The 24,840-nt window shown below is 75.3% G+C and carries 25 protein-coding genes and 1 pseudogene; 11 read left to right on the top strand and 15 right to left on the bottom strand.

Annotated features, from left to right (window positions below; translation table 11 throughout):
* The first annotated feature begins 29 nt into the window (after nt 1–29).
* Nucleotides 30–1,127 carry an SPL family radical SAM protein gene (locus tag EV188_RS10590; protein ID WP_133826161.1) on the top strand — a complete coding sequence of 366 codons (1,098 nt, stop codon included), beginning with the start codon at nt 30–32 and terminating at the stop codon, nt 1,125–1,127.
* A 71-nt stretch (nt 1,128–1,198) separates the two neighbouring features.
* On the opposite strand, the gene EV188_RS10585 is transcribed toward EV188_RS10590, so the two are convergent.
* Together EV188_RS10585 and EV188_RS10580 are read right to left on the bottom strand one after the other, a co-directional pair.
* A complete protein-coding gene (locus EV188_RS10585; protein ID WP_133826160.1) occupies nt 1,199–2,002 on the bottom strand; it encodes a thioesterase family protein in 804 nt (267 codons plus the stop codon).
* A 17-nt stretch (nt 2,003–2,019) separates the two neighbouring features.
* On the bottom strand, nt 2,020–2,499 hold the full coding sequence (locus EV188_RS10580; protein ID WP_133826159.1) for an Lrp/AsnC family transcriptional regulator: 480 nt from the start codon (nt 2,497–2,499) through the stop codon (nt 2,020–2,022).
* Between the two features lie 187 nt (nt 2,500–2,686).
* Here EV188_RS10580 and EV188_RS10575 point away from each other — a divergent pair, with 187 nt between their 5' ends.
* Nucleotides 2,687–6,241 (top strand): indolepyruvate ferredoxin oxidoreductase family protein, encoded by a 3,555-nt coding sequence (locus EV188_RS10575; RefSeq protein WP_133826158.1) that lies wholly within the window; start codon nt 2,687–2,689, stop codon nt 6,239–6,241.
* A 45-nt stretch (nt 6,242–6,286) separates the two neighbouring features.
* On the opposite strand, the gene EV188_RS10570 is transcribed toward EV188_RS10575, so the two are convergent.
* The 9 genes from EV188_RS10570 to EV188_RS10530 all read right to left on the bottom strand — a co-directional run bounded on the left by EV188_RS10570 (nt 6,287) and on the right by EV188_RS10530 (nt 12,423).
* A complete protein-coding gene (locus EV188_RS10570; RefSeq protein ID WP_133826157.1) occupies nt 6,287–6,769 on the bottom strand; it encodes an OsmC family protein in 483 nt (160 codons plus the stop codon).
* Nucleotides 6,769–7,161 carry a DUF3224 domain-containing protein gene (locus EV188_RS10565; RefSeq protein ID WP_166659811.1) on the bottom strand — a complete coding sequence of 131 codons (393 nt, stop codon included), beginning with the start codon at nt 7,159–7,161 and terminating at the stop codon, nt 6,769–6,771. Before EV188_RS10565 ends, EV188_RS10570 begins: the two co-directional genes overlap by 1 nt.
* Before the next feature lie 36 nt (nt 7,162–7,197).
* Complete coding sequence (locus EV188_RS10560; protein WP_133826155.1) at nt 7,198–8,031, bottom strand: SDR family NAD(P)-dependent oxidoreductase; 834 nt, start codon at nt 8,029–8,031, stop codon at nt 7,198–7,200.
* Between the two features lie 86 nt (nt 8,032–8,117).
* Nucleotides 8,118–8,399, bottom strand: coding sequence for an antitoxin (locus EV188_RS10555; RefSeq protein WP_133826154.1), 282 nt, complete (start codon nt 8,397–8,399; stop codon nt 8,118–8,120).
* Between the two features lie 26 nt (nt 8,400–8,425).
* On the bottom strand, nt 8,426–9,835 hold the full coding sequence (locus tag EV188_RS10550) for a carboxylesterase/lipase family protein (protein ID WP_133826153.1): 1,410 nt from the start codon (nt 9,833–9,835) through the stop codon (nt 8,426–8,428).
* Nucleotides 9,832–10,941 carry a DUF3500 domain-containing protein gene (locus tag EV188_RS10545; RefSeq protein ID WP_133826152.1) on the bottom strand — a complete coding sequence of 370 codons (1,110 nt, stop codon included), beginning with the start codon at nt 10,939–10,941 and terminating at the stop codon, nt 9,832–9,834. The genes EV188_RS10550 and EV188_RS10545 overlap by 4 nt, the downstream gene beginning before the upstream one ends.
* A 40-nt stretch (nt 10,942–10,981) precedes the next feature.
* On the bottom strand, nt 10,982–11,314 hold the full coding sequence (locus EV188_RS10540) for a putative quinol monooxygenase (RefSeq protein WP_243741591.1): 333 nt from the start codon (nt 11,312–11,314) through the stop codon (nt 10,982–10,984).
* 61 nt (nt 11,315–11,375) lie between these two features.
* On the bottom strand, nt 11,376–11,912 hold the full coding sequence (locus EV188_RS10535; RefSeq protein WP_133826151.1) for a hypothetical protein: 537 nt from the start codon (nt 11,910–11,912) through the stop codon (nt 11,376–11,378).
* Nucleotides 11,913–11,928: 16 nt separating this feature from the next.
* Entirely contained in the window at nt 11,929–12,423 is a 495-nt protein-coding gene (locus tag EV188_RS10530) for an inorganic diphosphatase (protein ID WP_133826150.1), read from the bottom strand.
* Between the two features lie 135 nt (nt 12,424–12,558).
* On the opposite strand from EV188_RS10530, the pseudogene EV188_RS10525 reads away from it, so the two are divergent.
* Nucleotides 12,559–13,377 (top strand): annotated as a pseudogene (locus EV188_RS10525) (YihY/virulence factor BrkB family protein); the annotation flags it as partial.
* 133 nt (nt 13,378–13,510) lie between these two features.
* On the opposite strand, the gene EV188_RS32520 reads toward EV188_RS10525, so the two are convergent.
* On the bottom strand, nt 13,511–14,254 hold the full coding sequence (locus tag EV188_RS32520; protein ID WP_243741590.1) for a hypothetical protein: 744 nt from the start codon (nt 14,252–14,254) through the stop codon (nt 13,511–13,513).
* Nucleotides 14,255–14,389: 135 nt separating this feature from the next.
* On the opposite strand from EV188_RS32520, the gene EV188_RS31500 reads away from it, so the two are divergent.
* Nucleotides 14,390–15,628: a protein kinase family protein gene (locus EV188_RS31500; protein ID WP_166659810.1), complete on the top strand. Its 1,239-nt coding sequence runs from the start codon at nt 14,390–14,392 to the stop codon at nt 15,626–15,628.
* A 90-nt stretch (nt 15,629–15,718) separates the two neighbouring features.
* Here the strand turns inward: EV188_RS31500 and EV188_RS10510 are convergent, their stop codons facing one another.
* On the bottom strand, nt 15,719–16,273 hold the full coding sequence (locus EV188_RS10510; protein ID WP_133826148.1) for a YceI family protein: 555 nt from the start codon (nt 16,271–16,273) through the stop codon (nt 15,719–15,721).
* 112 nt (nt 16,274–16,385) lie between these two features.
* A complete protein-coding gene (locus tag EV188_RS10505) occupies nt 16,386–16,817 on the bottom strand; it encodes a hypothetical protein (RefSeq protein ID WP_133826147.1) in 432 nt (143 codons plus the stop codon).
* Between the two features lie 199 nt (nt 16,818–17,016).
* Between EV188_RS10505 and ilvD the strand changes: the two genes are divergently transcribed.
* The 3 genes from ilvD to EV188_RS10490 all read left to right on the top strand — a co-directional run bounded on the left by ilvD (nt 17,017) and on the right by EV188_RS10490 (nt 20,106).
* The gene (ilvD, locus tag EV188_RS10500; protein WP_133826146.1) at nt 17,017–18,711 is read left to right on the top strand and encodes a dihydroxy-acid dehydratase; all 1,695 of its coding nucleotides are present in this window, start codon (nt 17,017–17,019) and stop codon (nt 18,709–18,711) included.
* Nucleotides 18,704–19,168 carry a GNAT family N-acetyltransferase gene (locus EV188_RS10495; RefSeq protein ID WP_133826145.1) on the top strand — a complete coding sequence of 155 codons (465 nt, stop codon included), beginning with the start codon at nt 18,704–18,706 and terminating at the stop codon, nt 19,166–19,168. Before ilvD ends, EV188_RS10495 begins: the two co-directional genes overlap by 8 nt.
* Nucleotides 19,169–19,362: 194 nt before the next feature.
* Nucleotides 19,363–20,106 carry a hypothetical protein gene (locus EV188_RS10490; protein WP_133826144.1) on the top strand — a complete coding sequence of 248 codons (744 nt, stop codon included), beginning with the start codon at nt 19,363–19,365 and terminating at the stop codon, nt 20,104–20,106.
* Between the two features lie 4 nt (nt 20,107–20,110).
* Here EV188_RS10490 and EV188_RS10485 read toward each other — a convergent pair whose 3' ends face one another.
* Nucleotides 20,111–20,710 (bottom strand): SMI1/KNR4 family protein, encoded by a 600-nt coding sequence (locus EV188_RS10485; protein ID WP_133826143.1) that lies wholly within the window; start codon nt 20,708–20,710, stop codon nt 20,111–20,113.
* Nucleotides 20,711–20,993: 283 nt separating this feature from the next.
* Between EV188_RS10485 and EV188_RS10480 the strand changes: the two genes are divergently transcribed.
* From EV188_RS10480 to EV188_RS10465, 4 genes are all read left to right on the top strand, one after another.
* Nucleotides 20,994–22,487 carry a DEAD/DEAH box helicase gene (locus tag EV188_RS10480; protein ID WP_243741589.1) on the top strand — a complete coding sequence of 498 codons (1,494 nt, stop codon included), beginning with the start codon at nt 20,994–20,996 and terminating at the stop codon, nt 22,485–22,487.
* Between the two features lie 134 nt (nt 22,488–22,621).
* Complete coding sequence (locus EV188_RS10475) at nt 22,622–23,542, top strand: TIGR04222 domain-containing membrane protein (protein WP_133826141.1); 921 nt, start codon at nt 22,622–22,624, stop codon at nt 23,540–23,542.
* Nucleotides 23,539–24,363 (top strand): MbnB/TglH/ChrH family RiPP precursor modification enzyme, encoded by an 825-nt coding sequence (locus EV188_RS10470; RefSeq protein ID WP_133826140.1) that lies wholly within the window; start codon nt 23,539–23,541, stop codon nt 24,361–24,363. Before EV188_RS10475 ends, EV188_RS10470 begins: the two co-directional genes overlap by 4 nt.
* Nucleotides 24,360–24,713 (top strand): SCO6045 C-terminal-like domain-containing protein, encoded by a 354-nt coding sequence (locus EV188_RS10465; protein ID WP_133826139.1) that lies wholly within the window; start codon nt 24,360–24,362, stop codon nt 24,711–24,713. The genes EV188_RS10470 and EV188_RS10465 overlap by 4 nt, the downstream gene beginning before the upstream one ends.
* Nucleotides 24,714–24,840: the final 127 nt, after the last annotated feature.

The following is a 24,840-nucleotide window of genomic DNA, read 5'->3' as shown; positions in this document are numbered from 1 at the left end:
CGAACGTGCGCGGTGTTGATCCGGGTGCGATGACGACACCCCTCGCGGCCGCGCCGCGCACCCGTCTCTGGACCCCTGCGCACGTCCTCGTCACCCGCTCCGCCCAGGAGCACCCCCACACCGCCGAGATCCTGCGCCGCTGCGAGGCGGCCGGCGTCGACGACGTCGAGCTGCTGCGCGGGGACCGCATCACCGGCCTGCGCGGCGGGAGCGAGCGCGAGACCTACGCCCGCGCGAAGGCGACCCTCGCGGTCGTCACGAGCCCGGCGTCGGCCCGCAGGCTCGACCCGATCCCGCCGAGCGCCGACTGGCGCGTCGACCTCGCCCGCGGCTGCCCGGCGCACTGCCAGTACTGCTACCTCGCGGGCTCGCTCACCGGCCCGCCCGTGACGCGCGTGTTCGGTGACCTCGAGGAGATCCTCGCCGGCCTGGACGCCTACGTCGGGCACGGGACGATCACGTCGACCAACGCCGCGCGCGCCGACGAGGGCACGACGTTCGAGGCGTCCTGCTACACCGACCCGCTGGGCATCGAGCACGTCACCGGCAGCCTGTCCGCCGCGATCCGCCACGTCGGCACCCACGACTTCGGCGGCCGGGTGCAGCTCCGCGCGACGACGAAGTTCGCCGACGTCGCCGGCCTGCTCGACCTGCCCCACGCCGGGCGCACGCGACTGCGGTTCTCGCTCGGTCCCGAGTCGGTGGTCGGCCGGTTCGAGGGCGGCACCGACCCCGTCGGCGCCCGGATCGCGGCGCTGGCGACGATGGCGCGCGCCGGCTGGCCGGTGGGGATGACGATCGCGCCGATCATGCCCGTCGGCGACTGGCGGACGGCGTACAGCGACCTCGTCGCCCGGGTCGCCGCGGCGCTCGACGGTGTCGAGGACCTCGACCTCACCGCCGAGTGCATCACCCACCGCTTCACGCCGGGCAGCAAGGAGACCCTCGACACCTGGTACCCGCGCACCCGCCTCGAGATGGACCCGGAGCAGCGGAAGACCAAGCGCGGCAAGTTCGGCGCGGTGAAGCACGTCTACCCCGACGACGTCATGGCCGACCTGCGGGCGCACGTGACGGACGAGCTCGCCGAGCACCTCCCCGCGGCCCGCGTCCTGTACTGGACGTAGGTGGCCTGCGGCCAGGTGAGCAGTATGGACGGCTATAGCCGTCCATACTGCTCACCTGCGCGGAGCGCACCTCACAGCAGCAGCGCCAGCTGCCGCGACTGGGCGACGAGGACGCCGCGCGAGTCCCAGACCTCGACGTCCTCGTCGTGCAGGCCGTGGGCGAGGTGGTTGGTCACCGTCCGGCAGACCAGCGGGCCGGGCGCCGGGTGCTCGCGCAGGTGCACGGTGAGCTGGGCGGTGCTCGAGCCGCGGCCCAGCTCGAGCACCACCGGCGCCGCGCCGTCGACGACGAACGCCAGGTCGAGCAGCGTCGCGTCCGACCCGTCGGCGAAGGCGAAGCGGAACTCGGCGACGGGATCCCCCGACGGCTCCCCGCGCACCCAGCCGGGCAGCTCCCGCACGCCGTAGCGGATCCGCTGCCCGACCGTCGCCCCGTCCGGAGGCGCCTCCGTCCCGCCGAACGTCCGGCACTCCTCGGGCGGCGGCAGGTCGGGTGGCGCGGTCCGGTCGACGGGGTCGGCGGGCGAGGCGGCGAGGTCCGCGAACGTCGCCTCGAGCCGCAGCACCTCGCGCTCGTCCCCGTCCGGACCCGCCTGCACGAGCCGCGCGGTGCCGGTGGCCAGGCGACGCCCGGCGCGCACCACCTCGGTGAGCACCCGGGCCGGTCCGGGCCACGCCGGGCGTAGGTAGGACGCCGAGGCGACGACCGGGTCGGGCAGCGGGATCTCCGCCGCGAGCGCGCGCAGCGCCACGCTGAGCTGGTAGCCGCCGTTGAGCCGGCCGTCGAGCAGACCCCAGCGGTCGGACAGGACGATCTCGTGGACCCCGTCGCCGACCCGCTGCGCGGCGCTGTCGAGCGCCAGCTCACCGATCACGTCGGCGAGTAGACCACCTACGTCCCCCGGCGGCCGCGCGGCAGCGCGCGCACGAGCGGCAGGACACGGTGGGCCACGCGCTCGGTCAGCGCGATCTCCGTGCGGGTGCGCTCCACGCCCGGGGTGCCGATGATGCCCTGGACCACGTGCTCCAGATGGGCGTTGGTCCGCGCGACCACCCGGGCCCAGAGGTCGCCGTCGCCGGTGATGCTGTGGGCCTCCACGACCTCCGGGATCGTCGCGAGGTGCTCGGCCACGGCGTCGAGCCGGCCCTGCGTGATGTGCAGGGTGACGAAGGCGTGCACGTCGTAGCCCAGCGCCTCGGGGTCGACCTGCGGCTCGAAGCCGACGATCACCCCGCGCTCCTGGAGCCGCAGGAACCGGGCCTGCGCGGTGCCGCGCGCGATCCCCAGCGCCCGGGCGTGCTCGCGCAGCCCGACCCGGGGGCGCTCGAGCAGGGCGAGCAGGAGGGCGCGGTCGAGATCGTCGAGGTCCATGGCTCGTCCATTGGCCGAAGCGGATCAGTCGAAGGGCACGAGGACTGGACCAATGGACCAGTCAACGAACACGACGATAGACCACTGGCGAGTAACTCCCTACCTTCGGCGTCACCGCCACGACGTGTGGCCCGGCCCACGAGGACCCACCCGCGCCCCGCGCGCCGGACCACCCAGGAGGTCCGTCATGACCGTCGACGTCCGCCCGCCCGCCTTCGACGTCCCGCCGTCCGGTGACTCCGGCGGCCAGGAGCCGCGCCGCCCGGTGTCGCTGCGCGACCGCTACGCGATGACGCGTGGCCGCATCCACCTGACCGGTGTGCAGGCGCTGGTCCGCCTCCCCCTCGACCAGCACCGCGCCGACCTCGCCGCCGGCCTGCGCACCGGCGGCTACGTCTCGGGTTACGAGGGCTCCCCGCTCGCCGGCTACGACCTCGAGCTCGCCCGCCACCGCGACCTGCTCACCGAGCACGACGTCGTCTTCGCGGCCGGGCTCAACGAGGAGCTCGCGCTCACCGCGGTCGAGGGCACCCAGCTCGCGGCGGCCACCGGCGGTCTGACGCGAGACGGGGTCGTCGGCTACTGGTACGGCAAGGCGCCCGGCCTCGACCGCGCGACCGACGCCCTGCGCCACGCGAACCTCACCGGCACCCACCCCCGCGGCGGAGCGGTGGCGTTCGTCGGCGACGACCCGGCGGCGAAGTCCTCGAGCGTGCCCTGCGCCTCCGAGGCCTCGCTCGCCGACATGGCGGTCCCGGTGCTCTACCCGGCGGACCCGCAGGACGTCCTCGACCTCGGCCGCCACGCCGTCGCGCTCTCGCGGGTGAGCGGGCTGTGGACCGCGCTGAAGATGGTCACCGCCGTTGCCGACGGCTCGGGCACCGTCGACGTCGACCCCGACCGCCTGCACCCGGTCGTGCCGGACACGACGATCGACGGCCGGCCGTACGTGCACACCCCGTCGGCCACCCTGCTCCAGCCCGCGCTCGGCCCCATCGAGCGCGACCTCTACCGCGCCCGCCTCGTGCTCGCGCAGCGCTACGCCGCCGCGAACCGGCTCAACCGGATCGTCGGCGACGGCCCCGCGCGGCTCGGCGTCGTCGCCGCCGGCAAGAGCTGGCTCGACCTGCGCCAGGCCCTCGCCACGCTCGGCCTCGACGAGCGCGCCCTCGAGCGCCACGGCGTGCGCCTGCTGCGCGTCGGTATGCCCTGGCCGCTGGAGCCCGGGATCGTCGAGGAGTTCGCCGAGGGCCTCGACGAGATCGTCGTCGTCGAGGAGAAGCGGGCCTTCCTCGAGACCCAGATCAAGGAGCTGCTCTACGGGTGCGCGGACGCCCCGCGGGTGTTCGGCAAGCGCGGACCCACCGGCGCGCCGATGTTCCCCGAGGCCGGCGACCTCGACCCCGACGTCGTCGCCCGCCGTCTCGGGGAGCGCCTCCTCGCTCACGACGACGTGCCGAGCGTGCGCGCCTGGCGCGACGAGAAGGCGCGCCGCAGCCGCATCGACCTGTCGCTGACGCCGATCGACGGCGCCAAGCGCACCCCGTTCTACTGCTCGGGCTGCCCGCACAACACCTCGACCACCGCGATCCCCGACGGCTCGCTCGTCGGCGCCGGCATCGGCTGCCACACGATGGTGCTGCTCATGCCCGAGGAGCAGGTCGGCGAGGTCACCGGCCTGTCGCAGATGGGCGGCGAGGGCGCGCACTGGCTCGGCATGGCGCCGTTCGTCGAGGCGGACCACTTCGTCCAGAACATGGGCGACGGCACCTTCCACCACTCCGGCTCGCTCGCGGTGCGCGCGGCCGTCGCCGCGGGCGCGCACCTGACGTTCCGGCTGCTGCACAACGGCGCCGCCGCGATGACCGGCGGGCAGGACGCCGTCGGCGCCCTGCCGATGCCGGCGCTCACGCGCTCGCTGGCCGCCGAGGGCGTCACGCGGATCATCGTCACCACCGAGGACCGCTCGCGGTACAGGGGCGTGCGGTTGGCCAAGGGCGTGCAGGTCTGGGACCGCTCGCGCTACGAGGAGGCCCAGCGCGTCCTCGCCGACACCCCCGGCGTCACCGTGCTCATCCACGACCAGGAGTGCGCCGCCCAGAAGCGCCGCAAGCGCAAGCGCGGCCTGCTGCCCGACCCGAGCACCCGCGTGATGATCAACGAGCGGGTCTGCGAGGGCTGCGGCGACTGCGGGCAGACCTCGAACTGCCTGTCGGTGACCCCGGTCGACACCGAGTTCGGCCGCAAGACCCGCATCCACCAGGCGTCCTGCAACAAGGACTACTCCTGCCTCGACGGCGACTGCCCGGCCTTCCTCACGGTCGAGCCCGGCGCCTCGTCGGACAACGGTGGCGCCGCCCCGCGCGGGATCGAGCCGCTGGACGGCGGCGCGCTGCCGGCGCCGCCGCTGGTCGTCGACGACCGGGAGTTCACGGTCCGGCTCGCCGGCATCGGCGGCACCGGGGTGACCACGGTGTCGCAGGTGCTCGCTACCGCCGCGCTCGTCGCCGGGCGGCACACGCGCGGCCTCGACCAGACCGGGCTGGCCCAGAAGGGCGGCGCGGTCATCTCCGACATCAAGATCAGCCGGGACGCGACCGAGGCCGCCGGCCGGGCCGCCGAGGGCGAGTGCGACCTCTACCTCGGTGCCGACCTGCTCGTCGCCGCCGAGCCGTCGAACCTCGCGACGTGCGCGTCGTGGCGCACGGTCGCGGCGATCTCGTCGGCGAAGGTCCCGACGGGCGCCATGGTCGTGGACCCGACGGTCTCGTTCCCCGACAGCGACGCCGTGCTGGCGCGCATCACCGAGCGCGTCCGCCGCGACGTCGGCGTCGTCCTCGACGCCCGCGCGCTGGCCGACGCCCTGTTCGGCGACGACCAGTTCGCGCTGACGATCCTGCTCGGCGCCGCGTTCCAGGCCGGCGCGCTGCCGCTGCCGGCGACGGCGGTCGAGGAGGCGTTCACCCTCAACGGCGCCGCGGTCGAGAAGAACCTGCAGGCCTTCCGCCGCGGCCGCCAGTCCGTCGCCGACCCCGAGGCGTTCGCGACGGTCGTCGCGCTCGTGACCGGGACCGGCCCCGACACCGGCGTCCCCGGGCTGTCGGCGCGCGGCGCGGCCGAGGCCGCCGAGATCGTCGCGTCGATCGGCGCGCCGGCCGGGAGCGAGCTGGAGCGCCTGGTCGGCGTCCGGGTGCCGGAGCTGGTTGCCTACCAGGACGCGTCCTACGCGCGGGAGTACGCGGCGGTCGTCGCGGACACGGTGGACGCCGACCCGCGGCTCGCCGAGGCGATCGCGACCGGGCTGTACAAGCTGATGGCCTACAAGGACGAGTACGAGGTCGCGCGCCTGTCGCTCGACCCGGCGCTCGAGGCCTCGGTCCGCGCGCAGTTCGGTGACGGCGCGCGGTACGCGTGGAAGCTGCACCCGCCGGTCCTGCGGGCCGTGGGGATGCAGCGCAAGATCACGCTGGGCCGCTGGTTCCGGCCGGGCTACCGCACGCTGCGCGCCATGCGCCGCCTGCGCGGCACCCGCCTCGACCCGTTCGGCGTCGCCGAGGTGCGCCGCGTCGAGCGGGAGCTGGTGGCCGAGTACCGGGCGCTGGTCCCGTCGCTGCTCGACCTCGACGACCTCGACCGCGCCGTCGAGGTCGCGGGCCTGCCCGACATGGTCCGGGGCTACGAGGACATCAAGCTCGGCAACGTCGCCCGCTACCGCGCCCGCCTGGCGGAGCTGCTGGGCTGATCGGCCCATGTGAGCGGAATTCCCGGCTATAGCCGGGAATTCCGCTCACGTAGAGAAGGTGATGGTCGGCTCCACCGCGACCGGGGTGGCGAGGCTGTTGGCGACGTAGCACTCCTGGTGGGCGAGGTGCACGAGCCGCTCCACGCGGGGGACGCCCGGGCCGGGCGCCACGGTGATCCGCGGGCGGAGCACGATCGCCGCGATCCGGTGCGGGCCGTCGTCGTGCGACATCGTCGCCTCGGCGTCGTCGCGGTAGTCGGTGACGTCGATGCGGGCGCGGGCGGCGATCGCGAGGAACGACAGCAGCTGGCACGACGCCGCCGCGGCGAGGACGAGCTGTTCGGGGTCGAGGCGGCTCGCGTCCCCGCCGAGCGTGGGGTCGTTGGAGAGCTCCAGGGCCGCGCTCGCCGGCGGCGCCTCGATGCGGTGCGCTCGCTCGAACCCGTCGTAGCCGACGCCGGTGGAGCCCGACCAGGTGGCCGTCGCGCGGTAGCGGTGGGTGCCGTCGGGGTCGGTGCTGAACGCCATCAGGGCAGCTCGTAGTCGAGGGTCAGCAGCTCGTGGGCGATGATCCCCGAGCCCGAGAGCCCGGCCAGGTCGCCCGTGCCGGACCCGGCCACGACGAACGCCCACTGGCGCATCTCCTGGCCGTCGCCGCCCGACGCGCCGTGCTGCAGGACGAAGCTCCCGGCGCGGCCTTCGAGCTCGCCGACCACCCGCTCCTGCGCGAGGTAGGCCGCGCCGCCCTCGCCCTGGGTGGTCAGCAGCTCGGCGATCGAGGTGCCGACGAGCGGCCCGGAGTACACCTTGCGGACCAGGGCGCGGCCGGTCGCCGGGCCCCGGCCCTCCGGCTCGGCGAGCGCGTCGCCCTCGGCGGGCTCCCAGGCGTCGATGGTGAACGGGCTCTCGAGGTGCGTCACCCGATCATCCTGACGGGTGATGGCTGACATCTCCCGTCAGGGTCGGGTCAGCTCGTCCGCGATCGCGCGCAGCCGTGCCCGGGCGAGCGCGTCGAGCGCCTGGGGCTCCGGCTCGGCCTCGCGCAGCCCGTTGAAGTACTTCCCGGTGACGCCCGAGAGCTCCGGGTCGACCGCGAGCCGCGCGGTCGCCTCCACGCCCTCGGCGATCGTGCTGATCGGCGACGGCACGATCTTGGTGGGCATGTAGGTCGCCGGGTGCAGGGCGGTCGCCGTGACCACGGCCGGGTCGAGCTCGTCGGCGAGGTCGAACGCGTCGAGGATCTGCGCGAGCTTGCTCTGGCAGTACGCCCGCCAGCCCGAGTAGTCCTTGCGCAGCATCAGGTCGTCGAAGTCGAGGGCCGCCTGGCCCGCCGACGACACCATGACGATCCGCGCCGGCCCGTGGGCGCTCGCGGCGCCGGCGGCCTTCAGCGGGCCGAGCAGGCGGTGGGCGAGCAGGTGGCCCGCGAGGAAGTTCACGGCGAACCGCAGCTCGTGGCCGTCGGCGCTCTCCTGGCGCGCGCCGCCACCCGGCACGTCGGCGCCGATGCCCGCGTTGTTGACGAGCACGTCGAGGCGGGGGTGGTCGGCGGCCACGCGGTCGGCGAGGTCGCGGACCTGCGCGAGCTCGGCGAGGTCCGCCCGGTACCAGGAGAGAGCCTCGTTGCCGGTCGCCTCCCGGATCTCCTCGACGGCCGCCTTGCCGCGCGCGTCGTCACGCCCGTGCAGGAGGACGGTGAGCCCGCGGCGCGCGAGGTCCTCGGCGAGGCCGCGCCCGAGCCCGTCGGTGGCGCCGGTGACGAGGACGGTGGCCGGGTTCGGGCCGCTCAACGGGTGGCTCCGTGGTGCCGTGCCGACAGCGGGTCGTTCAGTCCCATGTCCTGTCTGTGCCCGCTGTCGGCGCGGGACTCACGTGGTCAGGGTCGGTCGGTGCGCTGGCTCGGGTAGCGCGTCGCCGACTGCGGCCCGTAGTACTGCGGCTCCGGGAACGGCACGGTCCGGCCGGGGACGCTGGTCTGCTTGCGGACCTGGCGCACCGCGGAGTCGACCTGCTTCTGGTACTTCCCGCCGGTCCGGCTGTTGACGAACTGCGCCGCCTGGTCGGCGTACCGGTTGACCTTCTCGGGGTTCTGCTTCGCGTACCGCCGCGCGGCGGCGACGGCGGCGCCGAGCGCCGCAACCCTGCGCATCAGGGGCATCGGTTCCTCCTCGGGGGAACGGTCCTTCACCATCGAGTGTGCCCGTTGCGGGCGAGTGCCGTGTCCAGCACCGTCGTCGGCCCGCGTCCAGGGGTGTGCGAGGGCCACGGCAGCGCGTCGGTGGACGGGTCCCCGGTGCGCACGAACCGCAGCCACGCGGCGCGCACGACGGCGCCGAGCGGTTCGACGTCGTCGTCCCAGTCGGCGCCGCGCAGCATCGGTGCGTCCTCCCACGCCGCGCGGGCGCCGAACAGGAAGGGCAGCTCGATGCAGTGGCACGCGCCGAGCCCGGACGCGGGCGCCCGCCAGTCGAAGCGGTAGCTGAACGTGGGGGTGCCCGCGCGTGCCGCCTCGTCCGCGAGCTGCAGCGCCGGCGCCCCGAACACGCGCCGCGTCGCCACCGCCGAGCCGACACCGGCCACCCGGCCGAGCAGCGGGAGCTCGCGGAGCCGCCGCAGGGCGGGGCTGATGACCATGAACGTCTCGGCCTCGTCCGCCGTCGACCCGACGAGCAGGTCGTGCCCGGCCGCCGCCGACTGCGCCCAGGTCGCGCCGGGAGACAGGGGCGCGACGCCGTCGACCGGGGCGAACGCCGGCGACGAGTCGAGACCGCCCGGCCCGGCCGCCCGCACCATCGCGTGGCGCTGGGCCGCCAACAGGACGTCCGGGGCGGCCGTCGCCGGGTCGGCGCCGTCGAGGCCCTCGGCGACGTAGCCGGCGACGCGCGCCGCCCGCTGCGGCGAGGAGAGCCCGAGACCGAGCTGGCCGCTCTGCAGGATCGCCCGCCGGAACAGCGGGCGGGCCTCGGGCACGGTCAGCAGGCAGGCGATCGCGTGCGCGCCCGCGGACTGCCCGGCGACGGTGACCTGCGCGGGGTCGCCGCCGAAGGCCCCGATGTGCTCGTGCACCCAGCGCAGGGCGGCCAGCACGTCGAGCAGGCCGAGGTTGCCGTCCGAGACGCCGGGCGCGGCGAGCCAGCCCAGCACCCCGAGCCGGTAGCCGACGCTGACCGTGACGACGTCGCCCTCGGCGACCAGCCGGGACGTGTCGTACCAGGACGTCGACGCTGACCCGATGACGTAGGCGCCGCCGTGCAGCCACACGAGCACCGGGCGCGGGACGCCGTCGGTGAGCGCGGCCGCGGGCGCCCGCACGTCCACGCACAGGCAGTCCTCGTCCTGGACCGCCCCACTTCCAGAGCCCGGGTCGTCGGAGGACGGGCCGGTGACCGCGGCGACGCGCGCCGGCAGCTGTGGGCAGATCGGGCCGGGTTCGACCGCGTCGCGCACCCCGTCCCACGCCGGCGGCGGGCCGGGTGGCGCGAACCGGGCGGCGGTGGCGTAGCGGACGCCGCGGAACGCCACGACGTCCCCGTCGCCCACGACGCCCCTCAGCGATCCCTGGGGGAGGTCGACGGTCGGCTCGACGGTCCTCACCCGAGGTGGTGCTCGACGAGGTGCTCGCCGAGCAGGTCGAGGCCGAAGTCGTGGCCCGGGTCGCGCCAGACCGAGTGCGCGTGGTTGACGCCGCGCTGGGTGTGGTCCCACTCCGCGAGCAGGCGGGGTCCCTGCAGGCGGTAGTAGTGCGGGTCGCCCCGCTGCAGGCCGCCGGCCCAGGCGAAGTGCACGGCGTCGAGCGCGTCCCCGTCGAACCGCGCCCGCTCGCGCTCGACGAGCCCCGGCGGCATCCGGCCGACGTAGGTGTCGAGCAGCGCGCGCAGGATCGACTTCTGCCCGGCGCCGAGATCGGCGCCCGCGATGCCGCGCGGCTGCGCGGTCAGCTCGGTCGCGGCGCGGTCGGCCTCGGTGACGCCGAGCTGGGCCTCGAGCCCGTCGTGCATCGACCACAGGCGGTCCTCGAGACCCTGCTCGAAGTGCCCGCGCCACAGGTCGGGCAGCGGGATCAGCCGGTCGCCGGGGCGGGGCTGCACGCGGTTGGCCCCGATGATGTCGGCGGGCGCGGTCCCGGTGAGGACCGCGCGGGTGCGCTGGTCGGCGTCGAGGGCGTGCAGCAGCTCGCGGGCGGTGTCCTCGACGCCGCCGAGCGGGCGCAGCTCCCGCCCGCCGAGCAGCGGGGAGACCATCGGGTCGGCGCCGAGGAAGCAGGGGCTGCCCGCCACCGCCTCGCCGTCCATCACCAGGTGGTTGACCGACACGTGGTGCCCGCCGAAGCGCCACGACCAGGGGCCGTCGCCGCTCGGGTCGCCGAAGACCCGCAGGTAGTACATGCCCGGGTCGCGGCCGCGGTCGCGGGCGAAGCCGGTGGTGAAACCCTCGGTGCGGTCGAGGACGTTCTCCAGGCCCATGATCGTCGACGCGGAGACGTAGCCGGCCTCGGACAGCCCGGTGGAGAGCAGCCGCATCGCCGCGCGCTGCTGGTGGGGCCGCTGCTGGTGCGTGGTGAGCCCGCCGTGGTCGGTCGGCGTGTAGAACCAGAGCACCCGCTCGGCGTCGGCGGCCTTCGAGCCCGGCCAGTCCCAGACGCCGACGGCGCGCTGCCCGTCGTCGAGGGTGTCGATCCACGCGACGGCCGCCTCGGCCATGGCCGAGGCGACCGTGCGGGGTGTCGCGGGGGACGTCACGTCACTTGATGCGCTGCAGCTGGGTGATGACCAGTCCGTCGGACCCACCGACGAGGTACTCGTCGAGCTTGCCGGCGAACTCCACGAGGTGGCTGTTGCCCAGGTGCGCCTCGAGGTGTCCGGGGCTCTGCCAGTTCTCGTAGAAGACGAACGTGGCCGGGTCGTCGACGGCGACGTGCAGGTCGTAGTTGACGACGCCGTCCTCGGCGAGCGTCGGCTCCACGAGCTGCTCGAGCTCGGCGCGCAGCTCCTGCTCCTTGCCCGGCAGCGCCGTCATCCTGGCGACGACCGTGAGCAGGGTGCGGTCGTTCTCGGTGGGGGTGGGGGTCGGCACGCGAGGCCTCCAGAGTGGTCGACAGCGGCGTCGACAGCCTCCTACCCGCGTGTCGTGCGGGTCACGCGTCCCGGCGCGGCGGGTCGTCCTCGTCGGTCCTCGACCCGGTGCCGTCCTCCTCGTCGGAGATCGACGGCGAGGAGCGCTGGCGCTCGGCGGCGCTGTCGGCGTCCTCGGGCTCGGCGTCGATGACGACGGACTCGTCGTCGTCGTCGTCGCCGGACCCGGACCCGGACCTGCTCCCGGGGTCGCCCACGGGCGCCTCCGCCTCGCCGCCCGACCCCCGGAGATCGGCGGCCCGGGGCGGCGCGGACGACGGCCGGGGCGGCGGCCCGGGCGGGTCCGCCGACGGCGGCGCCGCGGGCGGGGCGGGCGTGTTGGTCAGCGTCCGCGACGCCCGGATCGCCGAGCGCGCCCGGACCTGCTGCACCCCGACCAGCACGCCGCCGAGCGCTAGCGCCAGCACACCGAAGATCACGATGGCGAACACCGTGGCGATCGCCCCGACGACGATCGCCAGGGCGCCCACGATCGCCCAGACCATGCCGATCGTGCGCATGGTCGCGATCGTGGGCGGCGGGTCCGGGGGCTCGGTCACGGCATCGCTTCCTGGGTCACGTCCGATAGCCCGCCTTCTCGGCGCGGTCCAGGGAGGCCTGGACCTCCTTCTCGGCGGCGGCCCGCCCGACCCACTCGTGGCCCTCGACCTTCTTGTCGGGCTCGAGCGCCTTGTAGACCTCGAAGAAGTGCTGGATCTCCATGCGGTGGTACTCGTCGAGGTGGTGGATGTCGCGCAGGTGCTCCAGGCGCGGGTCGTCGCTCGGCACGCAGAGCACCTTGTCGTCGCCGCCGGCCTCGTCGGTCATCCGGAACATCCCGATCGCGCGGCTGCGCACCAGGCAGCCGGGGAACGTCGGCTGCTGGACGAGGACGAGCGCGTCGAGCGGGTCGTCGTCCTGGCCGAGGGTGTTCTCGATGTACCCGTAGTCGGCGGGGTAGCGCGTCGCGGTGAACAGCGTGCGGTCCAGCCGCAGGCGGCCCGACTCATGATCCATCTCGTACTTGTTGCGGCTGCCCTGCGGCACCTCGACCAGCACGTCGAAATCCACGCTGCTCCTCCGGTCCTCGGCGTGTGGGGCCGTCAGTGTCGCGCTCCGCGGGAACACGGGCCACACGGCCCCGGCCCGCGATGACGGACACCCCGACGGGGTACCCGGTTTCCGCGGGGATCAGGAGGTGACGCGGTGGGCATCTCGCGGAGGTTCGACGCCTTCCAGCGCCGTCACCGGTGGCTCGCGCTGCCGATCGCGGTCGTCTACAAGTTCGTCGACGACCAGGGCGCCTACCTGGCCGCGCTGCTGACCTACTACGGGTTCCTGTCGCTGTTCCCGCTGCTGCTGCTCGGCGTGACGGTGCTCGGCTACGTGCTGCACGGCGACCCCGTCGCCCAGCAGGCGGTGCTCTCGTCCGCGCTGCGCAACGTGCCGGTGATCGGCGACCAGCTCCGCGGCAACGTGCACGAGTTCAGCGGCAGCACCGCCGGGCTGGTCGTGGGCGTCGTCGTCGCGATCTACGGCGCCCTCGGCGTCACCCAGGCCGCCCAGCACGCGCTCGACGAGGTCTGGGCGGTGCCGCGCGCCGAGCGCCCGAGCATCTGGGCCGCCTACGCCCGGGGCGCGCTCGTGGTGCTGCTCGTCGGCCTCGGGATGATGCTCACCGCCGCCCTCTCGGCCCTGGCCACCGCGGCCGGCGAGACCACCGGCCTCGGCGCCCTCGGTCGCGGCACGGCCACCGCCGCCGGCGTCGTGGTCAACATCGGCCTGTTCCTCATGGCCTACCACCTGCTGCCGGCCAAGCGGAGCCCCGTGCAGGAGCGCTGGATCGGGGCCGTGGTGGCCGGCGTGACCTGGCAGGTGCTGCTCACGATCGGGACCTGGCTGGTCGGCACGCGGCTGCAGGGTGCCAGCGCCGCCTACGGTTTCTTCGGCATCGTGCTGGGCCTGCTCGCCTGGATCTACCTCGCGGCGTCGGTGTTCGTGCTCTGCGCCGAGCTCGACGCCGTGCTCGCGCGCCGGCTGCTCCCGCGCAGCCTGTTCAGCATGTATCCCGACGACCGCGACACCACGGTCGCCGACCGCCGCGCCTACGCGTCGTACGCCGAGTCCGAGCGGCAGAAGGACCACCAGACCGTCGACGTCACGTTCGACGACCCGCCGCTGGTGCCGGAGCCCCGGCGCTCGGACCAGTCGTCCCCGCGGTGGGCGCCGCCGTCCGATCGAGGGCCCGCCGCCGAGCGACACCCACCACGGCCAGGGTGATCACCTCCAGCAGCGGCGCCGGGAAGCCGAGCGCGACGGTGAGCGCGACGTCGCCGACCGGGGCGAGCACCCCGGCCGCGACGAGCGGCGCGCCGGCCTGCGGGAGCCTCGACCGGCCCCGCTCCCGGTCGCGGCGGGCCACCGGCGTTCGCGGCCAGGGCTTGGCCACCGAGACCCAGGCCTGGAAGGCGACCGCCGACGCCATCGCCGCCGCGCCCGCCACCTGGGAGGCCGGCGCCGGGGTGCCGCCCGCGGCGAGCTCGTCGAGCACCGGGGAGAGGATCGCGATCCCGACGACGAGCTGCACGAGCGTGATCGCCGCCTTGGCCACGAGCCACCAGTGGTGCACCAGCCCCCAGGACGTCGTCCACGCGAGCACGAGCCCGGTGGTCGTCGAGGCGTTGGCGGCGACGGCCAGCAGGAACACGTCGAGGTGGCGCGCGGCGCCGACCGCGGCGCCGGCGAGGGCCGGGTCGGTGCGCGAGAGGCCGAGCAGGATCGCCAGCGCGGCCGCCCCGCTCATCCACGCCGTGGAGCTGACGACGTGCAGCCACACCAGGAGCCGGCGCCAGTGCTTGGTGGTCACGCCGACCAGCGTCGCGATCACGCGGTCGCGGGACATCGGGGACGACCCGGGGACGCCCTCGGCGCGTCGTACGTCGATGGGCGTACGGATCTGATCGCGTGGGACCCGTGTGGAGGCACGGGTCGGGTGGTAGGCCCGATCCGTCCTGGCCGGTCGAACGAAGGAGTCCGCGTGGCCACTGATCGCTACCGGCTCCTCGAGCGCCTCGGGGGGACCGCGAGCCGGGTGTACCGGGCGCGCGACGTCCTGCTGCAGCGCGACGTCGTCGTCAAGTCGTTCCCCGGTGACGACGGCCCGGAGCGGTGGGAGCGCGACGCCCTCCTGCGCGACCGCCTCGGGCCCGGCCGGGCGATGGAGGTGCTCGACGGCGGCCCCGACGGCGCCGAGGGCCCGTTCGTCGTCATGCCGCTCGCCCGCGACGGCAGCCTCGCCGACGCCCGGCGTCCCCACGACCCGGCCTACGCCTCGGTGATCGTCGCCCGTCTCGCCGCCGGGCTGGGCTGCCTGCACCGCCGCGGTGTCGCCCACGGCGCGGTGGCGGCCGACGCCGTGCTGCTCGACCCCGCCCTCGGCCCGCGCTGGACCGGCGACGGCGCCCCGGACCGTGCCGACGCCTCCCCGGAGGACGACGTCACCGCGCTGGCGCAGCTCGCCGTCCTCGCCGCGACGGGCCCGCTCCCGGTGGTCCCCGCGCCGTCCCCCGTCGTCGTCGACGCCGTGCGCGCCCTGGTGCTCGACGCCGGGGACACCGGCGCGCGCGAGCGCCTGCGCGCCGGCCTCGCGGCCCACTCGCTCCGGGGCCGCATCCGCGCGAAGCGCCTCGACTCCCGTCGCGTCTCCACCGGCCGGGGCCGTCCCCGGCGCTCCCGGCTCACCGTCCTGGCGGCGTGCCTCGGTGCGGTGCTCCTCGGCGGCGCGTTCGGCGCCGGCGCGGGCGTGGGCGGCGGCGCGTCGGCGGCCGTGGTGGCCGGGACGATCGGCCAGCCCGTCGTGTTCGACCCGGCGCCCGCCCGCGCCCCGCTCGTCGTGCTGCCCGCGGACCCCGCGCCCGCCGAGGTGGCCCCGGCGCCGGCCGAGAGCCGCGCCGGCGGGGGCGGCTCGTCGGCCTCGGGGCCGCGGGCGACGTCCGCGGTGCGGTCGGAGAGCCGTTCCGGGGCCCGCAGCGAGCCGCGGTCCGAGCGCTCCGCGCCCGACACGGAGTCCGACGCGAGCGCCACGGACGACGAGGCGGATGCCGACGACTCGGCCGACCCCGACTCCGCCGCTGACTCCGCCACCGACTCCGACTCCGACGACACGGGGTCCGAGAGCTCCGGACAGCCGGACGACGACAGCAGCGACCACGACGGCGCGGAGAAGAAGGACGTGAAGCGCGGGCTGGTCGGCGGCCTGCTCGACGTGGTGCTGTAGCGCCCGGACCCCGCACGCACGACGGCCCGCGTCCCCGGTGGGGGCGCGGGCCGTTGTCGGTCCGTCAGCCGGTGCTGCGGCGCTCGGGCGTCAGGCCTGCTTGATGGCCGAGACGTCGAACTCGAGGCCGACCTTCTCGGAGACGAGCACGCCGCCGGTCTCGAGGGCGGCGTTGAAGGTGATGCCCCAGTCCTTGCGGTTGATCGAGGTGGAGCCCTCGAAGCCGGCGCGGACGTTGCCGAACGGGTCCTTGGCGAGGCCGGTGAACTCGAACGGGACGGTCACGGACTTGGTGACGTCGCGGATCGTCAGGTCGCCGGTGATGTTGAAGGTGTCGCCGTCCTGCTCGACCGAGGTCGAACGGAAGGTGATCTCCGGGTAGACGTTCACGGCGAGGAAGTCGTCGCCCTGGACGTGGCCGTCGCGCTGCTCCTGACCGGTGTTCAGGCTGTTGGCGGCGATGATGATCTCGGTCGACGACAGCGCGGCGTCCGCGCCGATCGAGGCGGTGCCGCGGAACTCGCCGAACGAGCCGCGGACCTTCGTGACCATGGCGTGGCGAGCGGTGAAACCGATGCGCGTGTGCGCGGGGTCGATCTGGTAGTCGCCCGCGAGCTCGAGGGTCGGCGCTGCGGTCTCGGTCATGTCGTCCTCCGTGGGACTTGAAGCATCAACTTTCAAGGTAGAGCGTAGCACCGTCAGTTGAGGCGTCAACTATTGGGCAGGGGTGTGACAGGGGTCTCGCCGTGGGCGGGCGTCAGGCGACGGCGCCGAGGTCCCCGTCGCCGACGACGACCGGGCCGTCCCAGCGCGCGGTGAGCGCGCCGGCGAAGGCCTCCGCGCCGGCGCCGCGGACCTGCACGATCAGCCGGTCGCCGGCCAGACCCGTGGCGCTGCGCGCGAAGCGGGCGATCGCGTCGGGCTCCCACGCCGCGGGCACGACGCCGACGGCCACGCGCACGGAGGTGGTCGCGAGCAGGACGGCGAGCGCCTGCGCGGTCGCGGGCCAGTGGTGGCGCGCGGGGGCGTCCTCCGCGCCGGACGGGATCACGACGACCGCGACCCCGTCGGCCTCGGCGGCGCGGGCTCGGTCGAGCATCGCGTCGAGGTCGCGGGATCCGCCCGCCGGGGTGACGAGGCCGTGGTCGATCCGGTCGAGGTGGACGACGCGGGGCGGGGCGAGGGTCACGGTGCTGGGCTCCAGAGCGGGGGTCGCGGACGGACGCACGAGAAGGCATCCACCCGGAGGGGATGCTCAGGTGGCCCGGCGACAGCGCTCGTCGAAGGCGTCGTACCGACGGCTCGGCCAGAACGGCTCGAGCGTCTCCCCGGTCATGCGCGCGAGTCTGCCCCCGGCCCCGGGGAGGGACAAGCGTTACCTTCGCCTCATGGAGCAGGCCGATCTCAAGCCCCGCAGCCGCGACGTCACCGACGGGATGGAGCGGGCCGCGGCCCGCGGCATGCTGCGCGCGGTCGGGATGCGCGACGACGACTTCGCCAAGCCGCAGATCGGCATCGCGTCGTCGTGGAACGAGATCACCCCGTGCAACCTGTCGCTCGACCGCCTGGCCACCGCGGCCAAGGAGGGCGTGCACCGCGCCGGCGGGTTCCCGATGGAGTTCGGGACGATCTCGGTGTCCGACGGGATCTCGATGGGTCACGTCGGCATGCACTACTCGCTGGTGAGCCGCGAGGTCATCGCCGACTCGGTGGAGACGGTCGTGTCCGCCGAGCGGCTCGACGCCACGGTCACGCTCGCCGGCTGCGACAAGTCGCTGCCCGGGATGCTCATGGCCGCGGCGCGCCTGGACCTCGCGTCGGTGTTCCTCTACGCCGGCTCGATCATGCCGGGCACGGTGGACGGCAAGGAGGTGTCGATCATCGACGCCTTCGAGGCCGTCGGCGCCTGCGCCCGCGGGCTGATCAGTCGCGAGAAGGTCGACGAGATCGAGCGCGCGATCTGCCCGGGCGAGGGCGCCTGCGGCGGCATGTACACCGCCAACACCATGGCCTGTGCCGCCGAGGCGATGGGCATGGCGCTGCCCGGGTCGTCGTCGCCGCCCTCGGCCGACCGCCGCCGCGACGGCTTCGCCCGGGCCTCCGGCGAGGCCGTGGTCGGCATGCTGTCGCGCGGGCACACCGCCCGCGACATCATGACCCGCGAGGCGTTCGAGAACGCGATCGCGATCATCATGGCGTTCGGCGGATCGACCAACGCCGTCCTGCACCTGCTCGCGATCGCGCGCGAGGCCGGCGTCGAGCTCGAGCTCGACGACTTCAACCGCATCGGCGACAAGGTCCCCCACCTCGCCGACGTCAAGCCGTTCGGGCGCTGGATGATGAACACCGTCGACCGCGTCGGCGGCGTCCCGGTGGTCATGAAGGCGCTGCTCGACGCCGGGCTGGTCCACGGCGACTGCCTGACGGTCACCGGCCGGACGGTCGCGGAGAACCTCGAGGACCTGCGCCCCGAGGGCCTCGACGGCGAGATCCTGCGCCCGCTGTCCAACCCCATCCACCCCACCGGCGGGCTGACGATCCTGCGCGGCTCGCTCGCCCCTGACGGCGCCGTGGTGAAGTCCGCGGGCTTCGACACCGCCTCGTTCGAGGGCACCGCGCGGGTGTTCGACGGCGAGCAGGGCGCGATGGACGCCGTCGAGTCGTCCGGTCCGGACGGGCTGCAGCCCGGCGACGTCGTCGTCATCCGCAACGAGGGCCCGCGCGGCGGCCCGGGGATGCGCGAGATGCTCGCGGTCACCGGCGCGATCAAGGGCGCCGGGCTCGGCAAGGACGTCCTGCTGCTCACCGACGGCCGCTTCTCCGGCGGCACGACCGGGCTCTGCGTGGGCCACGTCGCGCCCGAGGCCGACCACGGCGGACCGATCGCGTTCGTCCGCGACGGCGACCGCATCCGGCTCGACCTCGCCGCCCGCACCCTCGACCTGCTGGTCTCCGACGAGGAGCTCGCGGCCCGGCGCGAGGGCTGGACGACGCCGCCGCCCAAGCACCGCACCGGCGTGCTCGGCAAGTACGCGCGCCTCGTGGGGTCGGCGGCGCAGGGTGCCGTCGTCGGCTTTGACTGACCTCTTCCGGGCGCCCTTCTCCCAGCTCTCCGTCGGCGACCTCTACGACCTGCTCGCCCTGCGCGTGCGCGTGTTCGTCGTCGAGCAGGAGTGCGCCTTCCAGGAGCTCGACGGCCTCGACGCGCAGGCCGAGCACGTGTGGACGCGCGGGCCGGCGGGGGAGATCGCGGCGTACCTGCGGGTGCTCGGCGAGGGGCCCGACACCCGGCTGGGCCGCATCGTCACCGCGCCCGAGCACCGCAGCACCGGCGCCGGGGCGGCGCTGATGCGCGCGGTGCTCGAGGGCATCGACGGCCCGGTCGTGCTCGGGGCCCAGGTGCGGGCGCAGGGGTTCTACGAGCGGCTCGGCTTCGTCGTCGACGGCCCCGGCTACGACGAGGACGGGATCCCGCACGTGCCCATGCGGCGTTCCCGAGCGCTGCCGGATTCCGAGCGAAGGGCACCTTCGGTCGGGTAGACGGGCGAGGGGCGCCCTTCGCCGGAACGCGGCGCACTCGTCACGCCGGCCCCTCCGAAGATCAGGAGCGCGTCATCGACCCCGGGCGTCGGTCCGATGTGCACCACGTCGCCCCTGATCATCGGGGTGGGTCGGCGCCGGACCCCCAGGTGGTTCACAGCCGCTTCTCAGGAGACGGGCGCAGAGTCGATGACGTGGAACTCCTGCTCATCGTCCTCGTGATCGGCGGCCTGCTCGCCCTCGTGCTCACGCGCGGGCGGGGACGGGCCACGTCCGCCCAGAGCCAGCTGGGCGACGCCGAGGCCGAGGCCCGCCGCTGGTACGAGCGCCTCGGCGGCCAGGTGCTCAGCCTCACGGGCTCCGACGACCCCTCGAAGCAGGCGCTCGCGGACGCCGCCGAGCGCTACACCGCCGCCGGCTCGCAGCTCGAGCAGGCGAGCACCGCGCCGCAGTACCGCCTGGTCTCCGACACCGCGCTCGAGGGCCTCTACTACGTGCGCGCCGCCCGCACGGCCATGGGCATGGACCCCGGCCCGGAGCTCCCCGGCTCGGCCGAGCGGTCGCGCGCCGGGTCGCTGGACGCCGAGCAGTCCGTCGACGTCGAGGGCCGCAGCGTCACCGGCTCGCCGCAGCCCTCGGCGCAGAACAACCACTACTACCCGGGCGGCATGGTCGGCGGCCGTCCCGTGCCCGCCGGCTGGTACTCCGAGCCGTGGTGGAAGCCGATGCTCCTCGGCGGCGTCGGCGCGTTCGGCGGGATGATGGTCGCGAGCGCCCTGTTCTCCGGCTTCGGTGCCGCGGCGGTCGGCGGCGACGCGATGGCCGCCGACATGGGCGGCGGGTTCGACGGTGGCATGGACCCGGGCATGGACCCGGGGATGGACCCCGGCTTCGACGGCGGGGGCTTCGACGGCGGGGGCCTGTTCGGCGACTGGTGACCGGTCAGCGCAGGTGCGGCGCGTCCCACCAGGCGAAGCCCTCGCCCGTCGCCCCCGGCTCGGGGTCGTCGAGCTCGGCGTCGAGCAGCGCCTGCAGGTAGGCCGCGACGGTCGGCGCGAGCACCCGGCGCTCGTCCTCGTCGGGGCCCGCGACCAGCACCTGGCCGATCGTGCCGCCGGGCGGCGGGTCGAGGTCGACCATGAGGTGGTTGCCGCCGCCGTCCTCGGCCAGCGGCCACCACGGCGCCCGCGTGTAGACGCGGTGCACGGGGTCGTCGCCGCGCACGGTGATCATGTCGTCGAAGTCCTCGGGCCGGTACTCGCGGCGGATGTCCGCCCAGCCCTGCCACGCCCGGCTCGCGCCCGCGAGCGACAGGAACTCGTGCCCGGGGAACAGGTTGGTCGCGGGCCCCGTCACCTCGCGCGACGGGATCTGCCCGTCGGCCAGGCGGTAGAGCGCCGCGAGCTCGTCGGGGAGGCCGCCGACGACCTCGCCGGCCGCGGCGATCACGTCCTCGCCCGCCGGCGGGCGCAGCACCGCCCGCGCGTGCCAGCCGCGCGCGTCGAGCCGGTCGACCCAGCGCCACCACAGATCGTCGATCATCGTCTTAGTTTCCGGTGCCCGTGCGGCCGGAGACGACCGACACCCCCCGGGGTCGTACGGGGCCCGTCGATCTCTGGGAGACTGGTGCTGCACAGGGCGCCGCACCGGCGCCCGTGGGTCGTCAGCACTCCGCGCACGACGCGGTCCCCCTCCACGACGGACGGGCCGACGCTCGCGGCCCCCTCGTTCCCCCTCTGGAGAGGTCTCCGACATCCCGACGACGTCTGCTCCCCGTTCCGCTGCGCCCTTCTCCGACCTCGGCTTCCCCGCCGCCGTCGTCGAGGTGCTGGCCGCCCGCGGGATCACCGACCCCACCCCGATCCAGGCCGCCGCGATCCCGGACGCGCTGTCCGGCCGCGACGTGCTCGGCCGGGGCCGTACCGGCAGCGGCAAGACGCTGGCCTTCGGGCTGCCGCTGCTCTCCCGCATCGCCGGCGGGCGCACGGTCACGAAGCGCCCGCGCGCGCTCGTGCTCCTGCCCACCCGTGAGCTCGCGAGCCAGGTCCGCGACGCGCTCGCGCCGCTCGCCGAGGCCCTGGGCCTGCGCCAGACCGTCGTCTACGGCGGCGTCGGCCAGGGCCGCCAGGCCGAGGCACTGCGCCAGGGCGTCGACCTGCTCATCGCCTGCCCCGGGCGCCTCGAGGACCTGCTCGGCCAGGGCCTGCTCGACCTCGACCGCGTCGAGGTCACCGTGCTCGACGAGGCCGACCACATGAGCGACCTCGGCTTCCTGCCCGCCGTGCGCCGCCTGCTGCGCCGCACCCCGCGGGACGGGCAGCGGCTGCTGTTCTCGGCGACGCTCGATGGCGAGGTCGACCGCGTGGTGAAGGAGTTCCTCCACGATCCGGTGACCCACAGCGTCGACACCGCGCAGGAGCCGGTGCCGGACATGACCCACCACGTGTTCACGGTCGCGCCCGCCGACCGCACCGCCGTGGTGCACGAGCTCGCCGCCGGGCAGGGGCGCAGCATGCTGTTCACCCGCACCAAGCACGCGGCGCGCAAGCTGTCCCGCCAGCTCACGGCGGCGGGCATCCCGGCGACCGAGCTGCACGGCAACCTCTCGCAGCCGGCCCGAGACCGGAACCTCGCGGGCTTCGCGTCCGGGGACGTGCGGGTCCTCGTCGCCACCGACATCGCGGCGCGCGGCATCCACGTCGACGACGTCGGCCTCGTCGTGCACGTCGACCCGCCCGCCGAGCACAAGGCGTACACGCACCGCTCCGGGCGCACCGCGCGCGCCGGGTCCGCCGGCGACGTCGTCACGCTCGTGGCACCGGCCGAGCGCTCCGAGGTCGCCTCGATGACGCGCAAGGCCGGCATCAAGCCGAGGACCGCCGACGTCGCGTCCGGCGCGCGCGAGATCCGCGCGCTCGTCGGCGAGCCGGCGCCCCGCGTCGACCCCGAGGACGGGCCGGAGTCGGCGTCGCGCAAGCCGGCGCCGCAGCCCGCGGGCGGGTCGTCGGGTGGCTCCGGCCGGGGCCGGCGGTCCGGCTCGGGTGGCGCGTCGGGGTCCGGCCGCGGGTCCGGTGGGCGGGGTTCCGGCCAGCCTGCGTCCGGCGGGCGTGGTTCCGGCGGGCGTGGTGGCGGTGCCGGGCGCGGCTCCGGTGGTGAGCAGGGGTCCGGTCGTCCCCGCCGCCGCGGCGGCGGCTCGCGCTCGGGCGGCGAGCAGGCGTCGTCGGGCGCCGGCGGCCACGGCACCTCGTCGCACTCCGCGGCGGCGCACTCGGCCCGGTCGACGGCCGGGCGTGGTGGGGGACGCGGCCGCGGTCGCTGACCGGTTTCTCACAGTGCGTAGCCGATCGCTGGGCTGAACGAGTGGTCGCGCTTGCTCTCTGCGGTCGCCGCAGACAACAGTTCCGGCGAACGCACGGCCGTGCGTGATCGTGCTCGTCCGTCGCGGAGGTCGTCGTGGGGAACACCTGGGGCATCTCCGGCCCGGCCTTCCTCGGCATCTACGTCCTGCTCATCGTCGCCTCCGCGGTGGTGGCGCCGGTCCTGGTCCGCCGGCTCGACCGTCGCCACGCTCGCGCCGAGGGTGACGCGCCGGCGACCGACGCCACCGTCGAGGACCTCGCGCTCGTCGCGGGCGGGCCGGCGCGCCTCGTGCAGGCCGCGATCGCCCGGCTCGTCGAGGGCGGGGTGCTGCGGGTGGGCCGCGACCGCCACCTGACGGCGACCGGACGCCCGCCGATCGGCGAGCTCGACGAGGACGTCGTCGACGCGGTGGCCGCCTCGCCGTCGGGCGTCACGCCGATGGGCCTGACGATGCGGATGCGCGGGGCCGCGTCGGTGCGCGACCTGCAGGTGGCGGCGCAGCGGCGCGGCCTCCTCCACGACCCCGCCGCCGTGCAGCGGTGCAAGAACATCGCGTTCCTGGTGGTCGGCGCCGGCGTCGTGCTCGGGCTCGTGCGCCTCGCCGCCGGTGTCGCGCGCGGTGCCTCGGTGTTCTTCCTCGTGGTGCTGCTCGTGCTCGCGGCGTGCGCGGCGCTCCTGGTCGTGGTCGTGTCGACGCACCGGCCGACCCGCAAGGGCACGGCGACCGTGAAGGCCGCGCGGGACACCATGTGGGAGTCGGTGTTCGCCACGCACGGGCGCTCGCTGAGCCCGGCTGCCGCCGCGACGCTCGGCATCGCGGGGATGGTCGCGGTCGGCGGGATGTCGATGTACCCCGACCAGGAGATCGCGGGTCTGCTCGCCGCGCCGACGGGCGGCGGGGGCGGCGGCTACGACGGCGGCGGGTTCGACGGCGGCTCGTCGTGCGGGGGCGGCTCGTCCTGCGGTGGCGGCGGGGGCGGCTGCGGCGGTGGCGGCGGCGGGTGCGGGGGATGACCGTCGTCCCCCGCGGCCCGGAGGGTGTCGGCATCGGCTGGCGCCGCGAGATCGACCTGACCGTCGAGCGGATGGCGGGCGTCGACTTCGTCGAGGCCGTCGCCGAGGACCTGCACGCCGGCGAGCTGCCGACGTCGCTGGCGACGCTCCGGGCCCGCGGGGTGCCGGTGCTGCCGCACGCGGTGTCGCTCTCGCTCGGCGGCGCCGAACCGCTGCGCCACGACCGCGTCGAGCACCTCGCGGCCGTCGCCGACGCCCTCGGCGCGCCGCTCGCGAGCGACCACGTCGCGTTCGTCCGCGCGGGCGGGCTCGAGTCGGGGCACCTGCTGCCGGTGCCGCGGACCCGCGAGGCGCTCGGGGTGCTCGTCGACAACGTCCGCGCGACGCAGGCGGGCCTCGGCGTGCCGCTGGCGCTGGAGAACATCGCGCCGCTGCTCGCGTGGCCGGACGCCGAGATGTCCGAGGGCGCGTTCCTCGCCGAGCTGTGCGAGCGGACCGGTGCCTGGCTGCTGCTCGACGTCGCCAACCTGCACGCGAGCGCCGTGAACCTCGGGCAGGACCCGGAGCAGGTGCTCGACGAGCTGCCCCTCGAGCGCGTCGTGTACGTGCACGCGGCGGGCGGGGTCGAGCGCGACGGCGTCTACCACGACACCCACGCCCACCCGCTGACCGCGCCGGTGCTCGAGCTGCTCGAGGAGCTGTGCGCGCGGCGCCGCCCGCCGGCCGTGCTGCTCGAGCGCGACGACCGCTACCCGCCCGACGACGAGCTGGCCGCCGAGCTCGCGGCGCTGCGGGCGGTCCACGCGCGGGTCCGCGCGTGAGCCGCGAGGACCTGGCGCGGCGGCAGGCGGAGCTGCTCGCGGCGCTGGTGGCCGGCGGACCCGCGCCGTCGGGGGTGGACCCGGCGCGCGTGGCACTCGAGGCCGACGCCCTGCGCGCGAAGCGCCGCCGCGTGCTGGCGCGCCTGCTGCCCGCCGAGGTGCACGACGCTCCGGGGCAGGACCTCGGTCGGCGCCTCGACGCGTGGATCGCCGCGCACCCCCGCCGCGAGGGCACGTCGATGCGCGCCGACACCGACGCCTTCGTCGCCGCCCTCCGCGCCGACGGCGCCTTGCCCCGGGGTCTGCGAGCGATGCGGCATCGCTGGCGATCCCATTCAGCACACCGATAGGGCCAGGCTCGCCACATCCTCGCTGACGCGACACGCCGCGGTGGCGAGGCACGGGGTGTTCCAGCGTGGCGGCCACGCTCACGTTCAACGTCAGGAAGTCCGCCAGCTCGATGGCTGACTCGCCGTG

It is taken from the genome of Actinomycetospora succinea (assembly GCF_004363095.1).
GTDB classification, from domain to species: Bacteria; Actinomycetota; Actinomycetes; order Mycobacteriales; family Pseudonocardiaceae; genus Actinomycetospora; species Actinomycetospora succinea.
This window is presented reverse-complemented; position numbering and strand designations above follow the sequence as displayed.